This is a genomic window from Carboxylicivirga sp., assembly GCF_982718395.1.
The window spans coordinates 40168-66119 of sequence record NZ_CEXQWX010000003.1 but is presented as its reverse complement, the minus strand read 5'-3'; the positions used below and the strand labels follow the sequence as shown (position 1 = coordinate 66119).

Sequence of the window (25952 nt, the reverse complement as noted above, 5' to 3'; positions counted from 1 at the left end):
GCGGGTAGCTGTACAGCGCTTCTTTCACGACACCGGTGACCGGTGTGCTGGTGAACACAGGCGCACGGTTGGGCTCGGACACAACAAGCTCATAGGTTTGTGTATCAGCTTCGGGACCATCACTTACTTTGAGTATAACGGTATAGGTACCGGCAGCTGTGATGGTACCTGTTAATGTTGCAGTGCTTGTGCCATTGTTATGGACGACTGAACTGACAGACAGGATATCTGACAGCTCGCCTTCTATTGTAAAAGTCAGGTCATCATGGTCTGCATCGGTCGCCGAAAGCGGGTAGCTGTACAGCGCTTCTTTCACGACACCGGTGACCGGTGTGCTGGTGAAGACCGGTGCATGGTTGGGCTCGGACACAACAAGCTCATAGGTTTGTGTATCAGCTTCGGAACCATCACTTACCTTTAGTATAACAGTATAAGTACCCGCGGTGGCAATAGTACCTGTCAGACTAGCGGTGCTGGTGCCACTATTATTAATTACAGAATTAACAGATAAGATATCTGACAAGTCTCCTTCAACAGTAAACGTTAAATCATCCTGATCTGAATCTGTGGCTGTTAATGCATAAGTATATACTTCATTAGCCACAACATTTGTAACTGGTGTGCTCGTAAAGGTTGGTGGATTATTATTACTTAAAACTGTTATAGCAACTGTTTGTAAAGTCGTTTGTTTTCCATCTGTAACTCCAACTTCAATTGTATGAACTCCAGCTTGATTAATCGTTCCGCTTAATATGGCTGTAGCACATTGAGTCGTCGACTCAACTATATCCAATACTCCTGACAATTGGGTGTTATCGTACTGGAAACTAACATTATCTCCATCAATATCATTTGCTATTATTTTATAGCTATATAATTCTCCCACAAAAATTGTTGCATTTCCAAGAGTGCAAAAATAAGGAGCACTATTTTCACCAGGTTTATCCTCGTTGGTACAATCTGTATTATAATCATCACCTATTGCATGAATAGTAATGAGTTTTTGAGCAATATTTGAACCATCTGATAACTCAACAGTAAACGTATACTTACCTGGTGCTTGTAAATTACCACTTATTACAGCACTGCAATTACCATTTTGTGTTAATGTTAAGCCTTCAGGCAGATCGTCCATTACTGAAATAGTTAGGACATCTTCATCAGCATCATTAAAATACAATTCGTGATTACATGGATATGAATCTCCATTTTTATAAACTATTTCGTATCCGCTACTTGTAATTACAGGTGTATTATTACCATTTGTAGTTTCTTGGTAGTTGGTAAAATCTGTTTTATACCCATCTCCTACAGCATGTAAAGTAAATGTTTGCTGAGTGATTTGATTTGCTTCATCTTCTACATTTATATTTATGGAATACTCACCAGCTTCTTGTAAATAACCACTCAAGGTAGCCAAACAATTACCATTTTGCGTTAATGTTAAGCCCTCAGGAATATCGCCCAATATAGAAATAGTTAAATCTTCCTCATCTGCATCGTTAAAGTACAGCTTATAATTAAACGGGTAAGAATTTCCTGACTTTAATACTATTTCTTGTGAATTTCCGAAATATACTGGTGCATTTACCCCATTATCAAGGGCTATATAATTGGTGAAACTTCCAAAATAACCATCACCGCGAACATCAATAAATACATCTTGATAGGTAGTACTTTGCCCATCGGAAACTGATAATTTTATATCATAGTGACCTGCCTTAGCAATATTACCACTTAAAACAGCTGTAATATTTGTAGATTGACTAAACGTTAAGCCATCGGGTAATTCTCCTATGCATGAGATAATTAAATCATCCCCATCAATATCGTTAGCCAATATGTTATATACATATTCATCACCTAAATTTAGTACACTATTACCTTTACTACGAAATTCAGGAGCCTGATTACTATCTTCAACAGTAATACTATATTGCTTATTGATTGTATTTACACCATCAGACACATCTAAGTTAAATGCATGTGTTCCGATAGCAGATGGTGTACCTTCTATAAATGCTACGAGTAACCCACTTTGATTATTTGTTACTTTAAGTTGTAAACCACTTGGCAGGTTGTTTGCCGAGTTTAATATTGATGTTGCATTATTTTCTAAATCATAAGCAAACACTACCGCTTTGTACGGTTGATCAATTTTTGCTTGCGGAAGGTATTGGTTTGCAAAAACAGGTTTATAATTAACTTGGCTATCTGGTATTCCATCAAGCATTAAAGGATTGGGCAATACCTCTAAACGAATGGTTTGATAACTATAATTTTGCCCGTCGGTCACATATAAATAAAAGGTATAATCAGTGTATTCTGACATCGTAGGTACTCCTGATAATAATCCGGTACCATCACCATTGTCTGAGAAAGTTAACCACGAGGGCTTATTATAAATCTTAAAGGTTAAATTGTCAGATAAATCTTCATCAAGAGCCTTAAAGTAATAGGTATACATTTCATTTGTATAAACCTGTTTTGCAGCTTCGGTTTTAAATACTGGAGTTGAGTTATAATTATCAACAGTTATTCGTATAGTTTGATAGCTATAATTCCTTCCATCTGTAACATATAAGTAAAACGTGTAATCGCCAAAATCACCTTTAGAAGGTATTCCACTTAATAAACCTGTTCTGTCTCCGTTATCGGTAAAGCTTAGCCAAGCTGGCTTATTATATACCTTAAACTCTAAGTCATCACATAAATCTTCATCAAAGGCTTTAAAGTAGTAGATGTAATTTTCATTTACTTTTGCATTTACATCAGTTTGTGTCTCAAATACAGGAATGGAGTTCTGATTATCAACGGTTAATCTTATGGTTTGATAGCTATAATTCTTTCCATCGCTTACGTATAAATAAAACGTATAATCGCCAAAGGCACTTTTGGGAGGAATACCACTTAATAAACCTGTTCGGTCTCCATTATCAGTTAAGCTTAACCATGAAGGCTTGTTGTATATTTTAAACACTATATTATCACATAAATCATCATCATAGGCTTTAAAATAATAAATATAGTTTTTATTTACTTTTGCTTGCAAATTAGGCTCAGTTTCAAACAGTGGAGTTGCATTATTATTATCAACTGTTAATCGTATCGTTTGATAGGTGTAATTCTTTCCATCGGAAGCATATATATAAAATGTATAATCGCCAAAAGCACTTTCAGGGGGTGTACCGCTTAACAAACCTGTTCGATCGCCATTATCAGTAAAAGTTAACCACGAGGGCTTATTGTATATTTTAAAATTAATATCATCCTTTAAATCTCCATCCGAAACTTTAAAATAATATATATATTTATCATCTGGTTTACATTGCCTATCAGGTTCTGTTACAAATTTCGGTATGGCATTAGGGTAAAGGTTATCCACCTCAAGCCGTATGGTTTGGCTGGCATACGACTCATCATCTTTTACATACACATAAAAAGTATAATCACCAAAAGCACTTTCGGGCGGAGTTCCTGTTAAAATGGCATCTCCTCCTTTGTTAAGCTCTAACGTTAACCATGCTGGTTTATTAAAAATACTATAAGATAAAGTACCTATTACTTCACTTTTATCAACCGTAATATGGTAACTGTAATTTGAATTAACATAAGCCTGAGAAGAAGGTGTTGATGTAAAACTGGTAATAGCTGCCTGCGTAAATAAACAACGCAACACTATTAACCAGGATACTAGAATTATCCTTTTATTTACAGACATTTTATGTATAGTATTATTAAATAACTTCATAATAATTGGGCATAACAGGTGCATATAGCTACACTTTGTAACTATTATTTATGTTATATATTTAAATAGGTTAATTATACTTTATAGTATAAAACAGAGCGACCAAGCTAATTATATAACCTACTACAGGCAAAACAATTTGATAAATAATAGATCTATCGGTCTTACATATTTACACTAATAGCAAGTTGTGTAAATACCGTTTGTAGCGGAATATGTTTTTAATACAGTACCTGATTCATCATAGGCTTCAATTTTGAAATCAAAACTCCTACTATTAGTGGTATTAGTAGTATATATTGATTTTTGTGCAATATAATTAGTATCAATCAAGAGTCTGTGATCCTTTATAATTCTTTTAATTCCATTGCATGTGTAATACATTACACCATCCTCATTGAAAACTGGTACTTCTATAGATATATCCAAAGGGTTTGAACTGTTGTAAGTTGTATTATTGGTTATCGAAACAACAACTTTAGCAACACCTTCTAGCGTACTTAGTTCAACAGGAATAAGAAAATGATAATTATAATCTGTACTATACAACTCATTATCCTGAACATAGTCTGTATAATTTCTGCCAATAATTTCTTGACAAACAATCCAACGACTGTCATAACGTGTACCAGTACTAAGGGAATATCCATATTTATGAGAAAATACCGAAATATTAACCTGTGCAAACATAGTTGAGGTTAATACACTTATAAAAAAACTTAGAACTAATATCTTTTTCATTTTATTTTGTTTTAATATTAAACACCGCTATTTACAATAGCAATGTTTAAAATTTTTCATTTTCTATTATTTTTTATCAATCTCGTTATTATTAGTATCATACAAAGTCACTTCCACACTCACCTCTTCCCACACTAATTCTCCAATTGGAATATTCACCAAAGCCGCATTTCTTTTTAATGCTCTTTCCCGCTTTCCAATGGCATAATGGATTAGTCCATTTTTCTCAAAAACCCTAACTTCTACTGTGCTAAGTATTCCATTGGGATTATCTTTCTTCCTAACACTAACCATGGCCTTTCCTGCCAGTTCCGGATTCTTTAATTTTAAGATTATATCAATGGCATTGTCGGTAACTTCTCCAGATTCATTTGGGAATCCCGGCATGGGCATTACATCAACATATTCAATCTCAGCTTTTTGAGCTTCTACTTGAGCTATTGTTGTTTGTTGTAATAAGCTCAATCCTAAAACCATAAAGGCATAAAAAACACACTTCATATTCATACTATTTATTTCGTTATTATTTAAATTAAGGCTGTTGATTACCAGCCCATTCCTAAAATGAGCCCTATCTCAACGAGTATATTTTCTATTTTAAATTAAGTTTCTACATTAGCCGCCTTGTGATAAAAACTGATTGGCAAAACGCATATCAATCACCTGCAAACCATAAAAATCAGTTATTTCTTCATCAGGCAAAACCAATTTATAGTTATGGTTTTTGGGTGGTGCTTTTACTTCCTTAACCAGGTAGACTGTATAGAGCTCTTCCGATTGTTCAGCCATCAGTAACAGACGGTTGGTATCCTTACTGACCCAGTAAAACACATATTCACCGTCCAGTTTCTCCAGGTTGGCCTTTACTTTATGGCACGGAATTCCATTGACCTCTTCTTCACCCTCATATCTCATGTGGCCTTCTCCAAAAACATTATCAATCATTTCTTCCTGTGTCATTTCCTGCCCTTCCAGCTTAATCAGCGGTTCTTCACGAACTGAGTCTACGTACATCATCTGCATCTCCTGATCAATTATACTCAACAACTCACCATCACAAAGTGCAATGGTACCGGCGGTTTTGATTTCAAATTGATCACCATCCATAAACCAATGCCCGCCTTTATCCACCTGATACAATGGTAAATCAAAAATGTCCATTGGGTTCTCCACGTTTTGTGCAATGCTCTCATAGTAGATAGCTCCTGCTCCTTCATTGTATATAAATCCAATCGCTTTATCAACAATATCAAACGCCAGGCTATCAACCTGTGCCTTCAACTGAATACTAACAAACAGCATTAGAAACAATAAGTATATCTTCGAAATATTCGTCATAATCGTGTTTCCTTCTTATAATTGAATACTTGCTTAATCGAGTTTTTGGTCGTTATACAACATTTGCTTAATGGTCTTCTTACCAATACCATCAATTTCAACGGATGATTTAATGACGCGACCTCTTTCGTCATATTCATTGAAAGTGGCAAAGTTATCTGCATCAAGCGTAGAGGTCACCCGATCAAATCGATGATCGAATATATAATTACTCATCTCTGCATGGTAAGGCAACACCCTTAAGTCATCATAAACAGCAACGCCCAGTTCTGAATTATTACGCATCAGTACTTCAACCTTTTTTGTGTCTGTTCCATTGATATCTTTCGTATCAAAATTACACCTGAGCAGGTTCCAGTTGCCAGAAGAAGCATAAGTGTCTTTTGCATCTACTCTTTCTTCACTTACTTCATTGTTGATATTAATATACCTGATCACTAATTCGGTGCCTGAAGGACAAGTGTTGGCTACCCATACCATGGCCTTGTATTTTCGATTATACTCTTTATCTCCCAATTTACTCTTCTCTAAGGAAACCAAGGTACCTTCAACTCCTCCTCCATTAAGCGCAAAAGCGTAATCTCCGGTGTGTACATCACCCATACAATCAGATTCGGGCAGGTTGTACTCCTTTACCGGGAAGTCAGTACAATCAGCATAAGATTCCTGGAAATTTCTTTCCGTCTTACTAACTGAAAAACCGTAGTTTTCATCTAACGGAACAATATTCAGATTGGTTATTTGCTTCCAGTCAAAAAGCAAATCATCAGATGCATTATCATTATCCGGCATCACAATAAAACCGGTAAAATCCTCTCCGTAAGAAGATGTTAAATTGTAGCGATTTTGATCATCAATTGATATAAACAGCATTCTGCTCAGTCCATTGGAGAACGTTACATCCAATTGTCCAAACACTTTGTCTGTTTCAACAAGAGCGGGTTTATCAATATTAACAACATCAACACTTGTAGCTGTTGACCCAGACAAATAATCCTTGCTGTTTAATGTGATCGTACTGTACTCAGGCTCACAAGCTCCCTTAAAAACAGTGGCGTTTCCAATTTTAACTCTATTATTCTCAAGCATTATGTTGTTGTTCACGTCATAGGTATTCTCTGCTCCATCATAAAATGAAGCATTATAAGAAGCATTGGCAACAACACTGATTGCTTTCGATGAATTATAACCCATGTGCTGAGACACATGTTTACCAAGAATATCACTTGCCTGCACCAAAACTCCATTAGCATCAAAAAGTTCTGATTTACTTACCATTTTCCAGGTATCGTTACTTCCCTTATGATTGAAGTCTATAAATGATTGAAAGGTACCGTCTGAGTTTAACGCTGTCTCATAAGTATACGTTTCTACAGGTTTATACAGGAATATATTTCTCCGTACATGTAAATCGTCAGATCTGCCCGATGTGCTATAAGCCGATTTTACAGCAGAACCGTCAATTAAATTATAAACATATTTGTAGGTATTATCATCTGCTTTTTTCCGTTCAGGCTGTAAATAATCAATAATACTCCAGTCACTCTTGTTCCAGCGGGTGACACTCGCACCCAGTAAGTTCTCCTTGTTTGTTTCATTCAGGTACAAGTAAGAAGCAGCTTTTGCTGTTAGCTTGTTCAGGTTCTTAGAGTTCTTATCCACAGGCCCCATTTCTGTATATTCCCAATAGGCCGGTTTGGTACGTTTGATCTTCTCGTTACCGTAAGAATCTGTACTTCTCACCTCTACCGGGGTACCCGTGTAATAATCAAATCCTGTATTTTTGGTAATGGTTTTCTGTCCATCAACGGAAGTAATCACCTCCTTCATAACCGGAGGAACGTATGAATACTTCATATTGATATAATTCTGGTAACGCTCAGTTTTCGCATTAAAATGCAATAACCATGGTATCATTGACAAATCAGTTTCTTTCGAGTACCACGCTTCTGACCAGGCCTGGTCAACTTTACCCGGTCGCATCAACTTAGGTCCGTTAGTAATAAATTTCTCTTTATACACCGGAACCCCTTCATCTACACCAAAGTATTTAAACTCTTGTTTTCCTTCTGTTGTTCCACCACTGTTTAGTTGAACAATTGATTTAGGTCGTCCATAGATATCCGTATAATCAACATACGAATAGGATTTCATTTTATAGTGATGCTTTCGTCTCCACCTAACAGAAATCGGCAAGATCAATGGAATTTTAATATTAATCCTTCTTCCAAAAATCTTAATCTTAATCACCAGGAAGGTTAGCATTCCAAATTGATTGAAATGACCTTTTAAATCAGCAGGTGCTCCTTTGTATTGCTCTCCTTTTATTGCTTCCAAAGCATTATAGCCAATACTTTTGTCATTAGGTGTATAAAATTCATAAACAGTTTTTCCTTTATCTCTTGACCGGTTTCCTTTCTCATCTGGCTCTATATCTTTGTACAATCCCCCAAGCGTTGTTTTCCCGCTAATTACAGCTGGTGATGGTAAGTACCCCATTCCCACCAACTCATCTGTATTAATGGCCATAGCCTTACTACCCAGCGGCTCTATCGTTGCAACTCCGGCTGACTCACCTGTTCCATCAGAATTCTGATCGTAGTAATAGATAGATCCGTAACTATTTCCTTCTTCTTTATTAGAAGCGTAATTAAAATTATCATGATACCTGATCTGTTTCACTCTGGTACCAGTATATTTAGCTTTGTAAACAGGTGTCCGGATAAAAGACATCTCAGTTATATATGATCTTCCCGGCTTTCCGAAATCCAGATCAATCACATCTTTAAACTCGCCATTGGATTTAAATATATTCCTAAAATTATTCAGAGCTTTCTTAGCTGCATCAAGAGGATCATCTTTCCCCATATTATCCATTTTCTTAAGCTCGGATTGAATATTATGACTTGTCATCGGCACGGCTTGCCTGATACATGTAATTTGCTCTGAATTATTATACATGTACAACTCCACCTCCCTGAAAAATGGCGGTTTACCCCAATTGGCTTTATTCTCTTCTTTATTATTTGCCTTTACAACAATCGACTGATAATAGCGATTATCATCACTCAAATGAATATCGTCTAATATCTCAACTAATTCTACTTCGGTAGCAGCTACAAACTGTTTACCTGGTTCGGGTGTGAAGTAGGACTGATAGAAAGATATTTCACCGTAAAGCATATCTCCTGCTTTCATAATATGGTTTAATCCTTTAAGGTTAGCACCTCCGTTAGCCTTAATTTCATCTAGGCAGATATCATTAACATCAATTGATACACGTGTATTTTCACCAAATGCATCTAAGGCGTCGGCATTTGAAGCTTTATCCTCGAGCCTCCTCATCACACAAGCTTTTTTATCCTGAACATGAGCATAGGATTGTGCCTGATAATCAATCTCCATTTTTCCGCCACTGGGTAAGCTAACATTCTTTAACTGCCATACTTTAGCATTTACATCGGCAACTTTCTTTTCGTATACACAATAAGGATTGTATAATCGAACCCCCTTGTTCTTGCCAGGTATGGGTATCTCCACCGAAGAGGCATTTTGATTATAATTACCCCACATATCCTTCATTTGATTATTGTATGAAGGATTGTAATTACCATCTTTATCATCAGAATAATAACTAAAGGTATAAGATGGTAAAGCTTTACTCTCTCCATTAGATTTGTATGCCAGATGCTGAACCTTTCTGAGTGTCAAACGTCCACCTCCAATATCTTCACCATTTTTTGGATTATAGTGATAACTCAAATCACCCTGATCAATATCCATTCCCGGGTAATTCGTAAGGTTATTAGGCACCTCACTGCTTGTTGAATAGTCATAATAAAACCGGGTTGATTTAACAATTTTACCTGGAGCAGAAGAAGTGTAAACATGCTTGGAATGTTCTCCCTCAATATGCTTTTTATATAAATCAACTCCTGTAACCACAAATTGAAAATTATCACCGGTATAATCTTCCTTAAACAAGTCGTCTTTACCGGGATCGCCCTCTGCTAACGGATTGCGATTAGTTCCGTTGATGCGATCCTTTGCATCCAAACCATCAAATCGTTTTTCGTAATTATAACGACAAACATATTGAGATGATTCTATCTCAGCAAGTACATAGATTTCTTTCTGCCCCGTGGTCATATTGTATGAATCATCGCCATAACTGGTAATTGAATTGGGCATATACATCATTCCTGTAAATGGGAATCTCCATCTGTAACCATCTGCAGTTTTGGTGTATCTGAATTTCACCCAATACCCCAAATCTCCATCACTTGGACCAGGTATATCGTCAAAATCCACATAATCTTCTCCAACAATAGCAGTCAGCATCCAGGCATAGGGATAGGAATAGTTATCTTTAACCTTAACCTTGTTCCGGTATTTATTACCGAATGACTTATATTCTCCATTTCTAACAACTGGAGGATTAACCCCTTTGCCACTTAGCATGGTCATTTCTGTTTCTTTGGCAAATGCAGGCAAGTTGAAGATGTATTTTAAACCTGAAACATTCTGCACTTCAACAGAACTAATTACAGATGAAATATCTGATTCAGACTTTTCATTTAACTCCTTAAGGTGCGCCAGTATATTAAACCTTGATGTATGGTTATTCAAGATAACATTCTGCGTTTTATCCCCTGTAACCTTCTCATATTGATTATGCGTGTAAAACGATTGGCTAAAATTAAAACTCTCAGAATCAACATGATCTTCCGGATCAATAGTCAATAAAGCATCATATGCTTCAATCGTTTCACCCAAAGTTCTGTAGCTTATATTTGTTGATGTTTCAATTGCTCCCGCATTATCAAATAAGCGCTGTGTAGCCGCACTGGCCTTAGGCTCAAATAACGTTATTTTACGTCCACCCCGCAGAAAACCAGAAACACTTCCACCCGATCCCTGAATTTTGACAATGTCAAACTTATTTATATCATCATCTTTAAAATTTCGAGACGCTAAGTTATATTCTCCGGACAGCTCACCCCTCATTTTAAATTTAGTATTACCAAAAGTATGCTTATCTGTAACCAGACTGGCCTTAGGAATATGCTTAAACATGGTATTATCAAAGTCATTCTCTGATTTTCCTCCTTTCAGTAATTTCAATAAATCAACCCCGTTATTAAATTTCGCTTCATCTACTGTTGCCCATGAAAATGACTCATTTCTTGAAGTCTTAACACTCAACAAACCAATATCACGATATTGCACTCTGGAACCACCTCTTGAAACCACTCCATACTCCTCATGGTTCAATTGCATAGAGCCTCCCAAGCCCATGGCATTGGCTACAAAATAATCACGTTGAAGATAACTTGGATTTAATCGGGGATCATAACCTTTCTCTTTAATTAAATCATCGCTTGGAAAAATATTTTCACCTTCAATAGTAAAGTCTCCTAAATGACTTTCATCTTTCCTGTCTACATCACCCAAATACTGATACCCAAATACCTTTTTGGTTATATTATTTCTATCAAGTTTATTTTCATTATAAGCTGCTTTTACAGAAACTGAAATTCCTGCTGCTGGCATTGGTATTGGCACTGTAATTGATAAACCCCATCCCTTATTAACTGGTAAAACGTTTGATAATGCAGCGAGAGATTGCACACAACTACCTGAGGTCGTTGAGAAGTTACTTATTCCAGCAGAAGTTATTACACTGGCAGATGAAAATGTACTTCCCTTACCTCCAACCTGTTGAGAAAAGCCAAAACCTAAAGATCCAAGCCCACCATTTTGGGCAACCAGTTTATTTTGCCAATCTTTTGCCGAATTAGTACTAACTCCTACTGATAAACCACCATTAACAGATGCCCTTGTGTTTCTGCTATCTGAGGTAAGGCTTAATCCCAAACTTCCGGTAGCAGTAAGGTACTTGTTTTCAACATCGAACAAAGTATGTGATAAACCTAAACTAATTGAACCGAAAGCACCTTGGTAATTATCATACCCTGCAGTTATTGATACACTTGAACTAATTCCTAGCTTTTCGAAAACAGGAATTTTCACTTTATTACCAGCCAGACTTACAGTTGCACCTGCAGTTGCCGACCATTGTTTTTGATTTTGATAATGATAATTACGCGTAGCCCCTCTTATATCATCGGGTAAACCAAGCATATTGCGCCCGATTGCCCCTGAAAAACCATGAAAACCATAACCAAACATCCCTGCTTCTGTATCTGGCCTATTACTTGAACGATATGATATCGCCATCGGATATTCTGGTATAGAAGTAACCGGAATTGTATAGTTGAAGGCACCAGTTGTAAGACTGACATTATCTGTCGCATCAACCGGTTGGTACGAAAACACTTCTGGCTGTGATGCGCCATTAGTCGTCATGGCCATAGCAACTGTTGGTAAAAACAGTTCAGACAATAAAGTCACAACCAAAGTGATACTAACTACTTTTACCAGTTTATTTTTAGGATTTAAAAAGATTGTCATAAACAACTTATCTAATTAAAATTATACTTCATCAATTCTTTTATCCGGTATTTAAAGCGGCATTTATTCTTTATACCGTAAACCCGATCTTTATATATCAGCTCAAACTCTTCTTCCTTCTCCAAGAAACTTTTTGGAAATACAAGACTGATATCACATGCATTACTTGCCCCGAATGAATTCTGAAAACTATGCCCAAGTGCCTTTATCTTTTGCATATTTTTAGTCAGAATGTAAAAATCATTATAGACGTGGTTATTCAAATAATCAATTCTGGAGGCATACATACGTCGATCACCAACGTTATATAATATGATATTTCCTTCATCTTTTAATGAAAATCTAATATCAAAATATAGCGCATCGTCATAATTCCCTAATTCCTTGGAAAGACCTGTAGTATCTTCGTACTCATTACCACTCTTTAACAGTTCACGCATTGCCAGGTAAAATGGTGGTCTGTAATGACAGTTAATTTTTATGTCCTCAACTAACACTTCCCCACATAGTTTTTCATCCTTTTCAACTTCAGACATCAAACTATAAACGTTATTCTGCTTGCATGCTCCGGAAAGAAGCACAAGCAAAATAAAAGGCAGTTTTGATATTGTAACTTTTTTCAACATATCTAATTATCGTTCTGTCCCTTATAGTTAGCATTAAGGACTTCAAGAATTTCTTCAGTAACATCGAAACTTGTATCACCATAAAGAATACTACCATCGTCAGTAGCTCCAAGAATGACTTTAAATCCTTTCTTTTTACCGTAATCTTCAATTATAGAGTTAATCTCAAGAATGACTTTATTTGTCAGTTGCAAGCGTCTTTGTTCCAGTTGTTCCAGTGCTTTACCCGTATACCTGTTATAATCATCCTCTGCAATTAACAACCTATGTTCAACATCTTTCCGTTTCTTTGCTTTAGATTGCTTTAAAAGCTCTTTTAAAGATTGATATCGAGATCTTAAAGTATCAATATTCGCATTTACCCTTGCGCTTTCTTTTTCGTAAACTTGATTTGAATGAATCATCGCTTCATAATTTGAAAGAACATAAGCAGTTCTCACAAAGCCAACCTTTTCATTCTTCATATTTTGAGTCACAACATATAAAACAATGTTGGTCAAAACCGAAACTACAATAACCAATAATACTACCTTAATAATCTTCATTGCCCTATGTTTTACTGACAATTACTGTCGTTCTCTTTAATGCTTATTATTTTGCAATGTGAGTATACTTCACCACCTTCTTTTGTAGACAAACAAACCTCATATTCACCAGGCTTATCATATACTTTTGTGACAACCTTATCATTTGAACCATTACCATCCCCAAAAGTCCATTTGAATTCATCTGCTTCTCCTTCTGGCGTAAATACCACCGTATAATTATCTTCACCAAAAACATAACTAAAGCCGGCATATCCAACATCTTTTACTTCAACTATAAACTCTGCAGTTTCTACACATTGATCCTTCCCGATTGAAATTAAGTAAGTTGTTGTTACATTAGGAGAAACACTTGTGTAAAAACCTTTTGGATTGCCTATGCCCGTTTCAGGTTGCCACTCAATCCAATCAGCTGATCTGTCAAATTTTACATCAATTGATTCCCCGCGACTGATCGAGATGCTTTCTTCGAGTTTTATCTCAGGAATATCAACTACCTCTAATGTTACACTTTCAGAAGTTTCACAATTATTCGCATCTACTACGGTCAATGTATATACTCCTGAAAATTCAGGACTCATAACGGTTGGATTTAGTATTGTTGTCGAATTAAGATTATCCGGTCCCGACCAGCTATAGCTTATTATATTCCCAGTACAGTTTAATTGAAACATTATCTGTTCTCCAGGACAAACCTGGTATGATAATTTCCCCGAAATTATTGGTTTTGATTGCAAAGGAATGCTAAAGTCTTTTATAAATGAGCATTTCCCCTTAGTTGCTACAAGCTGATAATTCGATTCATTTTCAGGGGTTATTATTTCCGTTTTATTGCAATTATTGCATGAAAAGGATGATTCCGGCAACCACGAGTATGTATCGTAACCTGAAGATGAAACTTCAACCTTTTGAGAAGTACATGACTCATAATCAATCAATACGTCGTTACCTTCAATTACACTTACAATCACTTGATCTGTTGCAAAACACCCCTGGCTATCCATTACAATTAATTCAATCTCAGTTGATGCAGGGAAACTTAATAATGCTGTTCGTTCTTCGGAAAGCAGCTCTCCATTAGCTTTCCACTGATAAGTATAATCATCTCCTTCTTTTGCTGATAAACTAAATCCCTCACCCGGACATACTTCTATTTGCTCTGTATCACAAACTGCCTCAGGCGACTCCTTAACCTTTATACTTACAGTTTTATCTACAAAGTACTCTTTATCATTGATCGTTTTAAAAATTCTGACATTGTATGATGCGTCATTGCTGACTGTTGCGATTGGTGATGCAGTTGTCGGATCATCAAGCCCTGTGCCCGGAGACCACTCATACCGTTCTCCTCCATAGGCCTCTAATTGTACACTCTCTCCTTTACAAATCTCCTGATCATCAATAACACCTCCCTCAAGGGATGGTAATATTTTTAAAGCATATACCTGCGGTTGATCCATGCAAGTAGATGTGATTTCTATATCGACAGATTGATTCGGGTTATCCAGGTCTTCTGATACAGGTGTATAAGCAGGCTTTCCATTTACAATTCGAAATGCTCCCTTACCATTACATGACCAGATTGGATTATGAACATTGATTAATTCAAGCTTATCAAAAAGAAATTCTTCACCCACCAACGCACCATCGTATTCACCAAAATCAACTGATAAATGATCAACATCAACGAAGGTTAGTTTTACTGAACTTGACTTGGAGTTAAAATCATTTAAGCTATAAACTGTTAATGTACATATCACTTCCCCATCATCAGCTGCAGGAACATACTCTGTATTTAATAATGTCGGATCTAAGAATCTACCGTTACCGTTTGTTGTCCATTCTACCCTCCCCACATATTCCTTTGCCTTTTCAGCCTTTTGTTCATCCAGTTCATAAGTTACACTAGCGTCGTTTAAGGCAACATTTTTATATCCGCAGATAGGTTCTGAAGATCCGGCATATGGATAAAGAGGGTAAAGTACCTTAACTTTTGTAGTTCCTGTTTCAGGGGTACAATCTTTGGTAGAATAAGCAGTTGCCGTTAAGTCAATTATAGTTCCAAAATCATCCTCTGTAGAAATATATTTTGGATATTTATGTTCATGATCATGATTTTCGTATACGATTTCTCCTGTTCCACTGTGAACCCATTCAACATTCTTAATAGCATTATAAATTCCACTTCGCACTTTATAAAAGGCAGGCTCACCTATCAATCTTCCATCAATGGTTGTGTTTGATAATAAATTAACAACTGGCGTCTTTCTTGTAAAAAACATGTATCGAGATTTACATCTATCATATTCAACACCATTTAAAATATATGCTCGATTAATAAGGTTCATACTTTTATGTGAAGGAATCGTAAAAAGATCTCCATGAGAATTAGAAATTCCACTTCCTGATAATAGTGTCGAACCATCCCCATCCTTTACTGATACATTCAACTCATGATCTTCACACAAATAAATATTTGGTATATTATCTTGGTATGCAAAAAGTAATACACGATCATTTATTGATTTATTCGCCTCTACTTTGATATCAATAGCTGATGACTCTAATTCCTCAGCCATCTTTAAATATAAGCCATGGTTGTGCATTTCTCCTGAATACCATTTATCAACAATTGATTTTATATCAAATTTGAAATATTTTCTAATTTTCTTAACTCCATTATCAATAATTTCATATTCATTATATTGAGTCATAGGTATTGCGTCACCTACTTTTCCAGAAAAGTTATCCCAGGTAACAGAAGAGTAATCCCACTCTTGATCCACCACATACAACTCCAAAGCATTCTCCAAGGGGAAAATCCCTTCGTCGCCAGCATTAGTTGTTTGAATAGTAATGTAAGAAGAGTATAAACTTGATCCTTGATAAAGTCCATGTAAAAAGATCTTAAGAAGAGCATGACTTACTACGCCATCATTAATACCATTACTTAACACAACATCATCACCTGCATAATTTTTTAGTTGAACACCAGCATCTACATGACTAAATTTAATTGGTGCCGCCTGATAAAATGCAACGCCTGAAGTTAAATGATAATCATCAAAAAAAACTTCTTCATCCTTTATCTTCAAATCATAATCAAGAGTTTCATTTTGCCGGATAGTTAAATTAATATCAATAGATTCAACAACAATATCATTTTCCTTTCCAGAAAGCGTTATTTGTATTATTTTCCCAACATCTTTGGGATTAACAACATATTGTGCATTCAAGCTATTACCATCCTTTAGATATCCCGCACCATCGTGTTCCCACCTAAATTCCTCGTATGTGCAGATTCCTTCCAAATCAACAGTTAAGTGATTTTGAGCTCCTGAACCACAAATTGAAATTTCTTTTTGGACTGCATCCACATACTTATCGGTTACTGGTGTTTGTGAAAAAACTGAGAAAGCAATTATGACATTAACTAATACTGCAAATACCTTTAAACCAAATGGATTAAAGAAGTACACAATAGTACTTATTCTACCTATAACTTTCTGTCTTCTCATATGGTTTGCTAAATCAATATTGATCAATAGTATAATTTTAAGGCTACAAACATAAACACGAAAAAGGGTCACCTGATGACCCTTTTAATTTATTCTGAAGACAACCTTCAATAAATATCAATTAACTTCTTATGTAACTTCTAAAACCATAATCAAATCGCACATCCATACCTGCATCTCTCAGGTCATTTATCATTCTTTTAATAGAACTTTCAGACATGTCTAATTTATTGGCCAATTCTTTTCGAGATCCTGTTGATCGCTTGTCACATAATTCAAGAAAATAAAACATACGTCTGATAAATATGTACCTTTCCATCCTTTGTTTCTATTACTTGTTTAAAAAATATCAATCTCCTCTGCAAGCCTAAATTCAATAAGCTAAAATCATCGTGTAAATCTAAATGACAGCTAAGGGTCTGATAGTTGGATCTAACTCTTCAATTCCTGTTTTGTAAGTTTTTTCTTTTAATAAACGAGAGAGATACATATCCCCCTTGTGATAATGTTTTGAAACTAAAAAAGCTTCAGCGCTTTGAACCTGAACCCCAACAAGTATAAGTAACAAAAGACATTTATTCATTCTCCTCATAACATTAAGTTTAGTTTTATTTTGACGCGGCAAAGCAATAAGAGTTAGGAATTATTATAAAAAAAAACGTGCGGCATTACATGTGGCATCAACTAACCAGTTGTTTAACTGACCACTTAGCTAATAAAAAGAAAAGGATTCCCAAACAACCCTTTTAACATTATTTTTAAAACCTTTTTGTAACACTATCGTAATAGAGCCCCAAAAACAATATATGTTGATAAAAATACCAAACCTGATTACTCTTGTTATTATAGTACCTTCTTTGATCTCTTGTATACAAGTAAATTTAAATAATGAGCATATTGATAGAATAATAGATAACGTTGAAGAGCTAACTCACTATCATCCAAATCTCGCAGACTCTATCTTAAATGAAGTTCAAGAAAAATATCATCAAAAATATTTAGCTAATTATTATCCGAGATTAATATATCTTGATGGATTATTGTATTATAAACAAGGTTTTATCGATTCTTCATTAATAAAAATAGAGTTATCCATTAATGAAGCCATTAATATTTCAGACATTGAAACACAAGCTAAATGTCAACTTTTACTTGGATGGATTTCAGAAGGATTAGGCCAATGGGAGCAAGCTAAAATTAATTACTATAATTGCCTCGATATTTTTCAAAACTCCAATAATTTAAATGTCGGGCTTGCTTCATTTGGTCTTGCCAGATGCAAATACTATTTAAAAGATGAATATCAAACCGATTTAGAGAATGGTACCAACCTTATCTCTAAATACGGCTCAAAAGAACATGTTCTACAGAGCAACTATATCAGCACCTTATTAAAAAAAGACTTTAATAAAAGTGATTTTCGAACATTGAATAAATTAGCCGAAGAATTTATCAGTATAGGATTAGAAAATAATGCAGCTAATATTTACAAAAACCTTGCAATAAAATATCAGAGTGCAAATGAGATGGATAGTGCTATAATATGTATCAATAAAGGTCTTAACTGTAATTTTAGTAATTCCCCGGAAATTTCAGAATTACCTGCTTTACTGCAAATAAAAGGTGCTCTTTTATATATGAATAAATCCTACCATGAGGCTTTACAATTCTCACATGAGGCACTTGAATATTATAGCCAATTTAATCTTGAGGCTCGCAAATACTATGCTTATCATTACATTCACAAATCGGAATATGCGCTTGGAAATCTATACAATGCCTATCATTATAGCAATAAAGCCCTTAAGGTTTACAAAAAAAACAAAACGATATCAAAATCAAGGTTAGCCAAGGTAATGGAAATTTCATCACAAATTAAAAAATTAGAATCTGAAAACAATAACCTTAGGTTTGAACATAAAATATCAATCTTATCTTCCGTATTAGCTTTAACTGTTCTATTGACAATATCTTATGCCTTCCTTAAACGATATCAGACCAATCAAAACAAAATCAAGATTAAAAATAGTGAATTGCAAAAACTTATGGATGGAATGAATGAAAAGATTCTCATGCAGCGTAAGTTAGGAAAAGAATATGAAGTTAATAAGAATAAAAAAATTAAAACATTGGCTGATCAGTTTGATGAATGTTATTATGAAACGATTAGCAAAGTTCTAACTACTTATCCAAGTTTAACCAAGGTCGAAGCGAGATATGGACTAATGTTCTCTTTAGGATTATCTAATGATGTTATTAGTTCAATATTAAGTGTTCAGAAATCTACGATTAGAAAAGCTAAACATCGATTGAAAGAAAAGCTTGAACTTGATGAATCAGAGGAATTGAATGAATACTTCAAAAAACATATTGTCACACCAAAACGTTCATTAAAATCTATAACCAAATAAGCATGATGACATACAAAATTTTGCCATCATCAACACTTGCCAATTGCTAGTTCTTCCTGTCAACTAGGCGAACCCAAGAACGTTTCATCTTGGTAGCATGTTACCATGCCCGACATACCACAAAGTCCGCCAATCATAAAGATTAACGGACTTTCTAATTCAAAATATATCTTGACTTACAATTTCTCAATTATGTCTTCCATTTCTTCTAAAGATTTACCTTTTGTTTCAGGAACCATTTTCCAAACAAAAATGGCTGAGAGTATACTCATAATTCCATAAAACACATAGGTCATTCCTCCACTAAACTCCATCATGGCTGGGTAAGTTGACGAAATAAAATAGTTAGCTGCCCATTGTGCGGCAACAGCAATTGCAATTGCTCTGCCACGGATCTTATTTGGGAAAATTTCACCGATTAGGACCCAACAGATTGGTCCCCAACTCATCATAAACGAAGCAGTGTAAACAATGATAAACACTAGGGTACTAATACCAATCACTTCCAGGAAGGATAACATTCCAATCGCAATCATACCTACAGCCATTCCGATTGAGCCTGTAATTAACAGAGGTTTTCGCCCCCATTTATCAACTGTGAGGATGGCTACAACGGTAAAGATGACATTAACCAACCCCATTACAATGGTTTGTAACATCGATGCATCTTTGGCAGCTCCCATACTTTCAAATATGCGGGGTGCATAATACAATGCGACATTGATTCCTACAAATTGTTGGAAAACTGAAAGTAAAATACCGATGATAATGATTTTCTTACCATATGCCATCACACTTGATGATGCCACCGTTTTCTGTATAGTTTCTTTAATGTCGTTGAGGATATTTTTGGCCGCTTCCACTCCGTTTATGCGCTCAAGAATTAATAATGCTCTCTCATTTTGACCTTGCATGGCCAGGTAACGTGGTGTTTCTGGTACAAAAAGAAGAAGGATACCAAACAAACCTGCCGGGATGGCTTCCGATAAAAACATATAACGCCAACCCGTTTCGTTAATCCATTCAATACTTTGTCCCTTAGCTATTGACCAGTTGACAAAGTAAACCACTAACATTCCAAAGATGATTGCAAACTGGTTAAATGAAATCAATCGACCCCGAATATGCGCAGGAGCGATTTCGCTAATGTACATAGGGCTAATAGCTGATGCTAAACCAACACCGACTCCTCCAATAATTCTATAGAAATTAAACATATAAAGTAAGCCAATGGTGGCTTTACCATGCTCAAAGAACAGGAATTCAGGTTTACCGGAACCTAGAGCAGAAATAAAAAATAAAACAGCAGCTACCATCAAAGATCTTTTCCTTCCCAAGCGCGAAGCAAATATCCCAGAAATTGCACCACCAATAATACAACCTATTAATGCACTCGATACTGTTGCACCATGAACAAATGAACTCAAATTGAGCCCATTAATTAAAAAAGCCTGGATGGATTTCTCAGCCCCTGAAATAACAGCTGTATCATAGCCAAAAAGCAACCCGCCCAATGTGGCCACCAAAGTCAAAAGCATGATATAGCCCAAATTTTGTTGTTTCTTCATAATCCCAGAATTACCTAGCTACCAGAAGCTATATGAAAACTCCCCAAAGATGCCATTTTGAACACTTAACTACATGTATGTTTGAAATTCTGAATAACCCAAATATGTAATTAGATTGAACAAACTGAGATTTAGCTCATTTTACATCTTCCGGAATATAACTAACTACTAGATATACATATTTATTAACTGTTCGTAACGTTCTTGCTTACCACTGATCATTTCAGGTTCTCCAACTTCTTTTGCATAAGAACGCAAATCTTCCATTGTCAATTTACCTGCTGCAAACTCAGCTCCCTTTCCACTTTCGAATGATTCGTAACGTGCAGCTTTTTGCTTTAGGTAATCGCTGTTGGTAAGGATGTCATCCGCAATAACCAAAGCACGGGCAAAAGTATCCATACCTGAAACGTGAGCAATAAATATATCCTCTAAATCTGTGGAGTTACGACGTGTCTTAGCATCGAAATTAACACCTCCACCTTGTAATCCTCCAGCCTGAAGAATCACCATCATGGCCTGAACAGTTTCGGTAATATTTGTTGGAAATTCATCAGTATCCCATCCGTTTTGGTAATCACCCTTGTTAGCATCAATACTTCCTAACATACCAGCGTCAGCAGCACACTGCAATTCATGCTCAAAAGCATGCTGAGCTAAGGTAGCATGGTTTACTTCAATATTTAGCTTGAAGTCTTTATCAAGTCCATAGTGACGTAAGAACCCGATGACAGTTTCAGCATCAACATCATACTGATGTTTTGCTGGTTCCATAGGCTTTGGTTCAATAAAGAAGTTACCGGTAAAGCCATTCTTGCGCGCATAGTCACGCGCCATGGTTAAAAATATTGCCATGTGTTCTTTTTCGGCTTTCATATCGGTATTTAATAATGACATGTAGCCTTCACGTCCACCCCAGAATACATAGTTTTGTCCCCCAAGAGCAATCGTGGTATCTAACGCATTTTTAACCTGAGTTCCGGCATGTGCTAATGCCTTAAAATCAGGGTTAGTAGACGCTCCATTCATGTATCGGGCATTTGAGAATACATTTGCAGTACCCCAAAGCAGGTTTACTCCTGTTTCTTTTTGATATTGCTGCGCAACAGGAATTATTTTAGCCAATCTTTCTTCGATTTCAAAAACAGTTCCGTCACCAACTAAATCAGTATCATGGAAACAATAGAATGGAGCACCAACCTTTGTAAAGAACTCAAAGGCTGCATCCATTTTATATTTTGCCCGATCCATCGCATCGACTCCTTTATTCCAAGGGTAAATTTTGGTGCCAGGTCCAAATGGATCGCCACCATCTCCACAGAATGTGTGCCAATAAGCAATGGCAAAGCGCAAGTGCTCTTTCATTGTTTTACCCGCAATAATTTGTTCCGGGTTATACCATTTAAAAGCTAATGGGTTTTTTGAATCTCTGCCTTCGTAGGCAATTTTTCCGATACCGGAAAAAAACTCCTTACCTGTTGCCATGATTTGAATAATTTATGTCAGAAACTAAACTTGTTTGTCGTATTAAGCATACCTGAAAATGTTTAAACCGAAGCTTAGGTTTCCAACAGATAGATTTATTTTTAATTTAATTCTTGTTTCCAGTTTTCATACGTCACTTCTAATTGGTCAATATTATTAGGATTTGGTCTGATAATTTCTACCTTTTCGAGTGACGAAAATGCTTCTTCCAATGAATTATATAAACCGGCTCCAAAAGCAGCACCTCGCGCAGCACCTAAAGCGCCATCTGTTTCATACAACTCAATAGTTGAACCAGATATATCAGCCAGTGTCTGACGGAAAACTGGACTGAGGAACATATTTGCTTTACCTGCACGGATAACTTTCGTTGCAATACCTGTTTGCTCCATTACTTCCATGCCATACATAAAACTAAATGCAATACCTTCCTGGGCAGCACGTAATATATGACCACGCGTGTGAATATTGAAATTTAAATGTTTAACTGTTGCTCCCGGGTTCTTATTTTCCAAGACCCGCTCTGCTCCGTTGCCGAATGGAAAAATCAATAATCCGTTACTGCCTGGTTCAATGGCCTCAGCTTCATCATTCATCTGTATATAATCTAATTCAGCAGCCACATTTTTACGTAACCATGAATTAAGAATACCTGTTCCGTTAATGCAGAGCAATACCCCAAGGCGATTGTCAACATTGGTGTGATTGACATGGGCAAAGGTATTAACGCGCGATGCAGGGTCATATTTCAACTGGTCGCTTACACCATAAACAACACCAGATGTTCCTGCTGTTGCTGCTACTTCTCCAGGATTCAGCACATTAAGACTCAAGGCATTATTAGGCTGATCACCAGCCCTGTATGATACTGCAATACCGGCTTCCAAATCTAACTCTTTCGCCGTTTCCAGACTTAATACTCCTTGTATTTCAAATGTTTCCTTTACGGTTGGAATGATATCTGCACTAAAACCATAATTGTTTAATAATTCTCTTGAAACGCTTTGTGTTTGAAAATCCCAGAAGATTCCTTCAGACAAACCGCTCTTTGTTGTCACTATATCACCTGTTAATTTGTAAGCAATGTAATCACCCGGTAACATTATTTTGTGTATCCTGGAGAATATTTCCGGCTCGTTCTCTTTCACCCACCTCAATTTAGAAGCCGTAAAATTGCCGGGTGAATTTAACATGTGAGACAAACAATGTTCTTTACCTATTTCATTAAAAGCTTTATTACCATGTTCAATAGCACGGCTGTCGCACCAAATTATGGCTGGACGTAGCACATCACCATTCTCATCAACAGCAACTAATCCATGCATTTGGTAAGAAATGCCAATGGATTTAATAGCTGATTTATTAACACCTGGTTCGGTCAACACATCCTTTAAAGCCTGTTTTAGGTTATTCCACCAATCTGATGGATTTTGCTCAGCCCATTCGGGATGAGGGCTTGAGATGGCCATCTCTTCTTTGGGATAAAAAGCAGAACTAACCGCTTTCCCGGTTGTAACATCAAGTAAAGCAACTTTTACTGAAGAACTTCCTATGTCGAATCCTAATGAATACATACTCTAACATTTCCGTACTGTTCTGTACTGGTATGTTACAAACATATAAAAAAGAATCATGCTTATAATGATTCTCTAAAAAATATTTTTGTTGGCACACAAAAATTCATATCAATATCGCTGGAAGCAAAAGCTGCAGCTTTCTGTCCCATCAATTTAAAATCTGTTGAAACAACAGATATTCCTTTATAAATAAACTTCTTCATTGGTGTTTCATTATACGATAGAATACCAACATCAATACCCGGTTCTAGCTTGCGTTCTTTACATTGCTCAAGAATATTCCCAAGCATACGATCACTTACACTGAAGTACATATCCCCTGCCCGAACACTAAGTTCGTCCTCATCTGTCAAGCGAAAATGCTCATAGCCTCTTTCATTGCAATACTTCTCGAAGCAATCAGCTGTTATAATGGGATGGTAAGTGAATGTCGGGTAAACCATTATTTTTCGTTTGTACTTTTGAAGCAAGTGATCAGCCTCCTGTAATGCCTCATATACCGGTTCGTTAAAATTCTGATAGAGTTTATTTTTTACCTTATTGATATTTGTATCCCAGTCGATTATCAATATTTTTTCAGAAGGAAGACTGCTAACAATTTTGTCTACTTCCGGGTGATCAAAAGGCATAATAATATACTTGCTATAACGACCTCGGCTATCTGCTATTAGCTTCTTAAAAAGTTCAATATTGTAATGATGGAAATGCACATCTGCAATGGTGTCCTTATTCAGGTTCTTTACAAATTCACCATATAAAACTTCTTTATATGCTTTGAATGTGTCAAGAAAAAGAAAAACCTTTCTCCCCTCTTTAGCAATGAAATAACCTTTATTAGGCACTGATTCAATAACACCCTGCTCCTTTAAAATTCCATAAGCTTTAAAAACTGTATCACGGGATAGCTTATAGGTCTGACAAACTGTGTTTACAGATGGTAGTTGGTCTCCTTCGTATAATTTATTCTCAGCTAATGCATTGACGACTGTATCAACTAATTGCTGAAACTTTGGAATTTCGCTATTGGAATTGATCTTAAATTTAATCATCCTAATCGGATTTTAAGTGTTCTGCTCTGGTAGGTACAAATGTAGAATTTCTTTCTTTAATAAGAAAAATGAACTCACTAGACAATATGAAACAAAGAACACTTTGTATTTGAAAAATCTCAAATTTGTTGTACAGAACGAAGCTTCATCTTTTAAACAATTCAACACCAGGTTTTAAAATATTAGGAATAAACTATTTACACACCAATATTAAGCATTATAATTTGACTATCTGTTTTTTCATGAAACGCCTCTAATCTAAAAAGTTACTCGTCTCCTAAGCAGTATTGATTCAAATATTATAACACTCAGCTTCTATTTATTGAATTACATAGTTCCCCTTCATTAATCTACCAAACATCAGAAAACAGAAATGCAGACCAACCATTTGATAAATTAATCAATTGGGTCTGCACTTCACAACTATAGTGTAGGGTTATAACACTGGTAATAAGATTTTCTCTATTTCCTCATATCCAACAACCTTCTTTTCCTGTTTTTTAGATAACTCTATAATATTTTGCATTTTATCTTCATCGATATAGAGTCTCTTTCCAACCTCATAACAAAGGGCTATTTCTTCCTCATTCATCGTAAGATCAACTTTCATCATTTGGATGACCATGTATAGCGTCGCAAAACGCTCTTTGGGATTTGCGGGTGGGAGGTATTTATATTTATCAGGATTCTCCAGAATGTAGTCAAAATCGTCTGTGGAAATCTTCAGTTTGTGTGCCAACAACTTCAGAAATATCATTTCTGACTGGATAATTTCGCCATCTGCTTTGGCCATTTTTACAAATAAGGCCAATTGTGCTTCTGCTGAGTCAAAATAGTTTTTAATGTTCATATAACTTTTTAATCTGTTT

16 protein-coding genes are annotated in these 25952 nt (G+C 35.9%); 1 reads left to right on the top strand and 15 read right to left on the bottom strand.

Annotation, left to right across the window (positions count from 1 at the left end):
• The 10 genes from AC4MRQ_RS01260 to AC4MRQ_RS01215 all read right to left on the bottom strand — a co-directional run.
• Nucleotides 1-3721 (bottom strand): putative Ig domain-containing protein (locus tag AC4MRQ_RS01260; RefSeq protein WP_491195817.1); only part of this gene is annotated, 3721 nt, incomplete at its 3' end.
• 207 nt (nt 3722-3928) lie between these two features.
• Nucleotides 3929-4492, bottom strand: a complete 564-nt coding sequence (locus AC4MRQ_RS01255) for a hypothetical protein (protein ID WP_491195816.1) — start codon at nt 4490-4492, stop codon at nt 3929-3931.
• 66 nt (nt 4493-4558) lie between these two features.
• Nucleotides 4559-4993 (bottom strand): hypothetical protein, encoded by a 435-nt coding sequence (locus tag AC4MRQ_RS01250; RefSeq protein WP_491195815.1) that lies wholly within the window; start codon nt 4991-4993, stop codon nt 4559-4561.
• Between the two features lie 114 nt (nt 4994-5107).
• Entirely contained in the window at nt 5108-5830 is a 723-nt protein-coding gene (locus AC4MRQ_RS01245; protein ID WP_491195814.1) for a hypothetical protein, read from the bottom strand.
• 33 nt (nt 5831-5863) lie between these two features.
• Nucleotides 5864-12304 (bottom strand): hypothetical protein, encoded by a 6441-nt coding sequence (locus AC4MRQ_RS01240; protein WP_491195813.1) that lies wholly within the window; start codon nt 12302-12304, stop codon nt 5864-5866.
• Between the two features lie 11 nt (nt 12305-12315).
• Nucleotides 12316-12930 carry a hypothetical protein gene (locus AC4MRQ_RS01235; protein ID WP_491195812.1) on the bottom strand — a complete coding sequence of 205 codons (615 nt, stop codon included), beginning with the start codon at nt 12928-12930 and terminating at the stop codon, nt 12316-12318.
• A 2-nt stretch (nt 12931-12932) separates the two neighbouring features.
• The gene (locus AC4MRQ_RS01230) at nt 12933-13475 is read right to left on the bottom strand and encodes an OmpH/Skp family outer membrane protein (RefSeq protein WP_491195811.1); all 543 of its coding nucleotides are present in this window, start codon (nt 13473-13475) and stop codon (nt 12933-12935) included.
• A gap of 11 nt (nt 13476-13486) precedes the next feature.
• Nucleotides 13487-16993, bottom strand: a complete 3507-nt coding sequence (locus AC4MRQ_RS01225; protein WP_491195810.1) for a PKD domain-containing protein — start codon at nt 16991-16993, stop codon at nt 13487-13489.
• A 121-nt stretch (nt 16994-17114) separates the two neighbouring features.
• Nucleotides 17115-17312: a hypothetical protein gene (locus AC4MRQ_RS01220; protein WP_491195809.1), complete on the bottom strand. Its 198-nt coding sequence runs from the start codon at nt 17310-17312 to the stop codon at nt 17115-17117.
• 81 nt (nt 17313-17393) lie between these two features.
• Nucleotides 17394-17585: a hypothetical protein gene (locus AC4MRQ_RS01215; protein ID WP_491195808.1), complete on the bottom strand. Its 192-nt coding sequence runs from the start codon at nt 17583-17585 to the stop codon at nt 17394-17396.
• A 214-nt stretch (nt 17586-17799) separates the two neighbouring features.
• Here AC4MRQ_RS01215 and AC4MRQ_RS01210 point away from each other — a divergent pair, with 214 nt between their 5' ends.
• Nucleotides 17800-19404 (top strand): helix-turn-helix transcriptional regulator, encoded by a 1605-nt coding sequence (locus AC4MRQ_RS01210; protein WP_491195807.1) that lies wholly within the window; start codon nt 17800-17802, stop codon nt 19402-19404.
• A 176-nt stretch (nt 19405-19580) separates the two neighbouring features.
• On the opposite strand, the gene xylE is transcribed toward AC4MRQ_RS01210, so the two are convergent.
• The 5 genes from xylE to AC4MRQ_RS01185 form a co-directional block, all read right to left on the bottom strand.
• Nucleotides 19581-20972 (bottom strand): D-xylose transporter XylE, encoded by a 1392-nt coding sequence (gene xylE / locus AC4MRQ_RS01205; protein ID WP_491195806.1) that lies wholly within the window; start codon nt 20970-20972, stop codon nt 19581-19583.
• A 168-nt stretch (nt 20973-21140) separates the two neighbouring features.
• On the bottom strand, nt 21141-22457 hold the full coding sequence (xylA, locus tag AC4MRQ_RS01200) for a xylose isomerase (protein WP_491195805.1): 1317 nt from the start codon (nt 22455-22457) through the stop codon (nt 21141-21143).
• A 101-nt stretch (nt 22458-22558) separates the two neighbouring features.
• A complete protein-coding gene (locus AC4MRQ_RS01195) occupies nt 22559-24031 on the bottom strand; it encodes a xylulokinase (RefSeq protein WP_491195804.1) in 1473 nt (490 codons plus the stop codon).
• 62 nt (nt 24032-24093) lie between these two features.
• Complete coding sequence (locus AC4MRQ_RS01190) at nt 24094-25083, bottom strand: GntR family transcriptional regulator (protein WP_491195803.1); 990 nt, start codon at nt 25081-25083, stop codon at nt 24094-24096.
• A gap of 436 nt (nt 25084-25519) precedes the next feature.
• The gene (locus tag AC4MRQ_RS01185) at nt 25520-25933 is read right to left on the bottom strand and encodes a hypothetical protein (RefSeq protein ID WP_491195802.1); all 414 of its coding nucleotides are present in this window, start codon (nt 25931-25933) and stop codon (nt 25520-25522) included.
• Nucleotides 25934-25952: the final 19 nt, after the last annotated feature.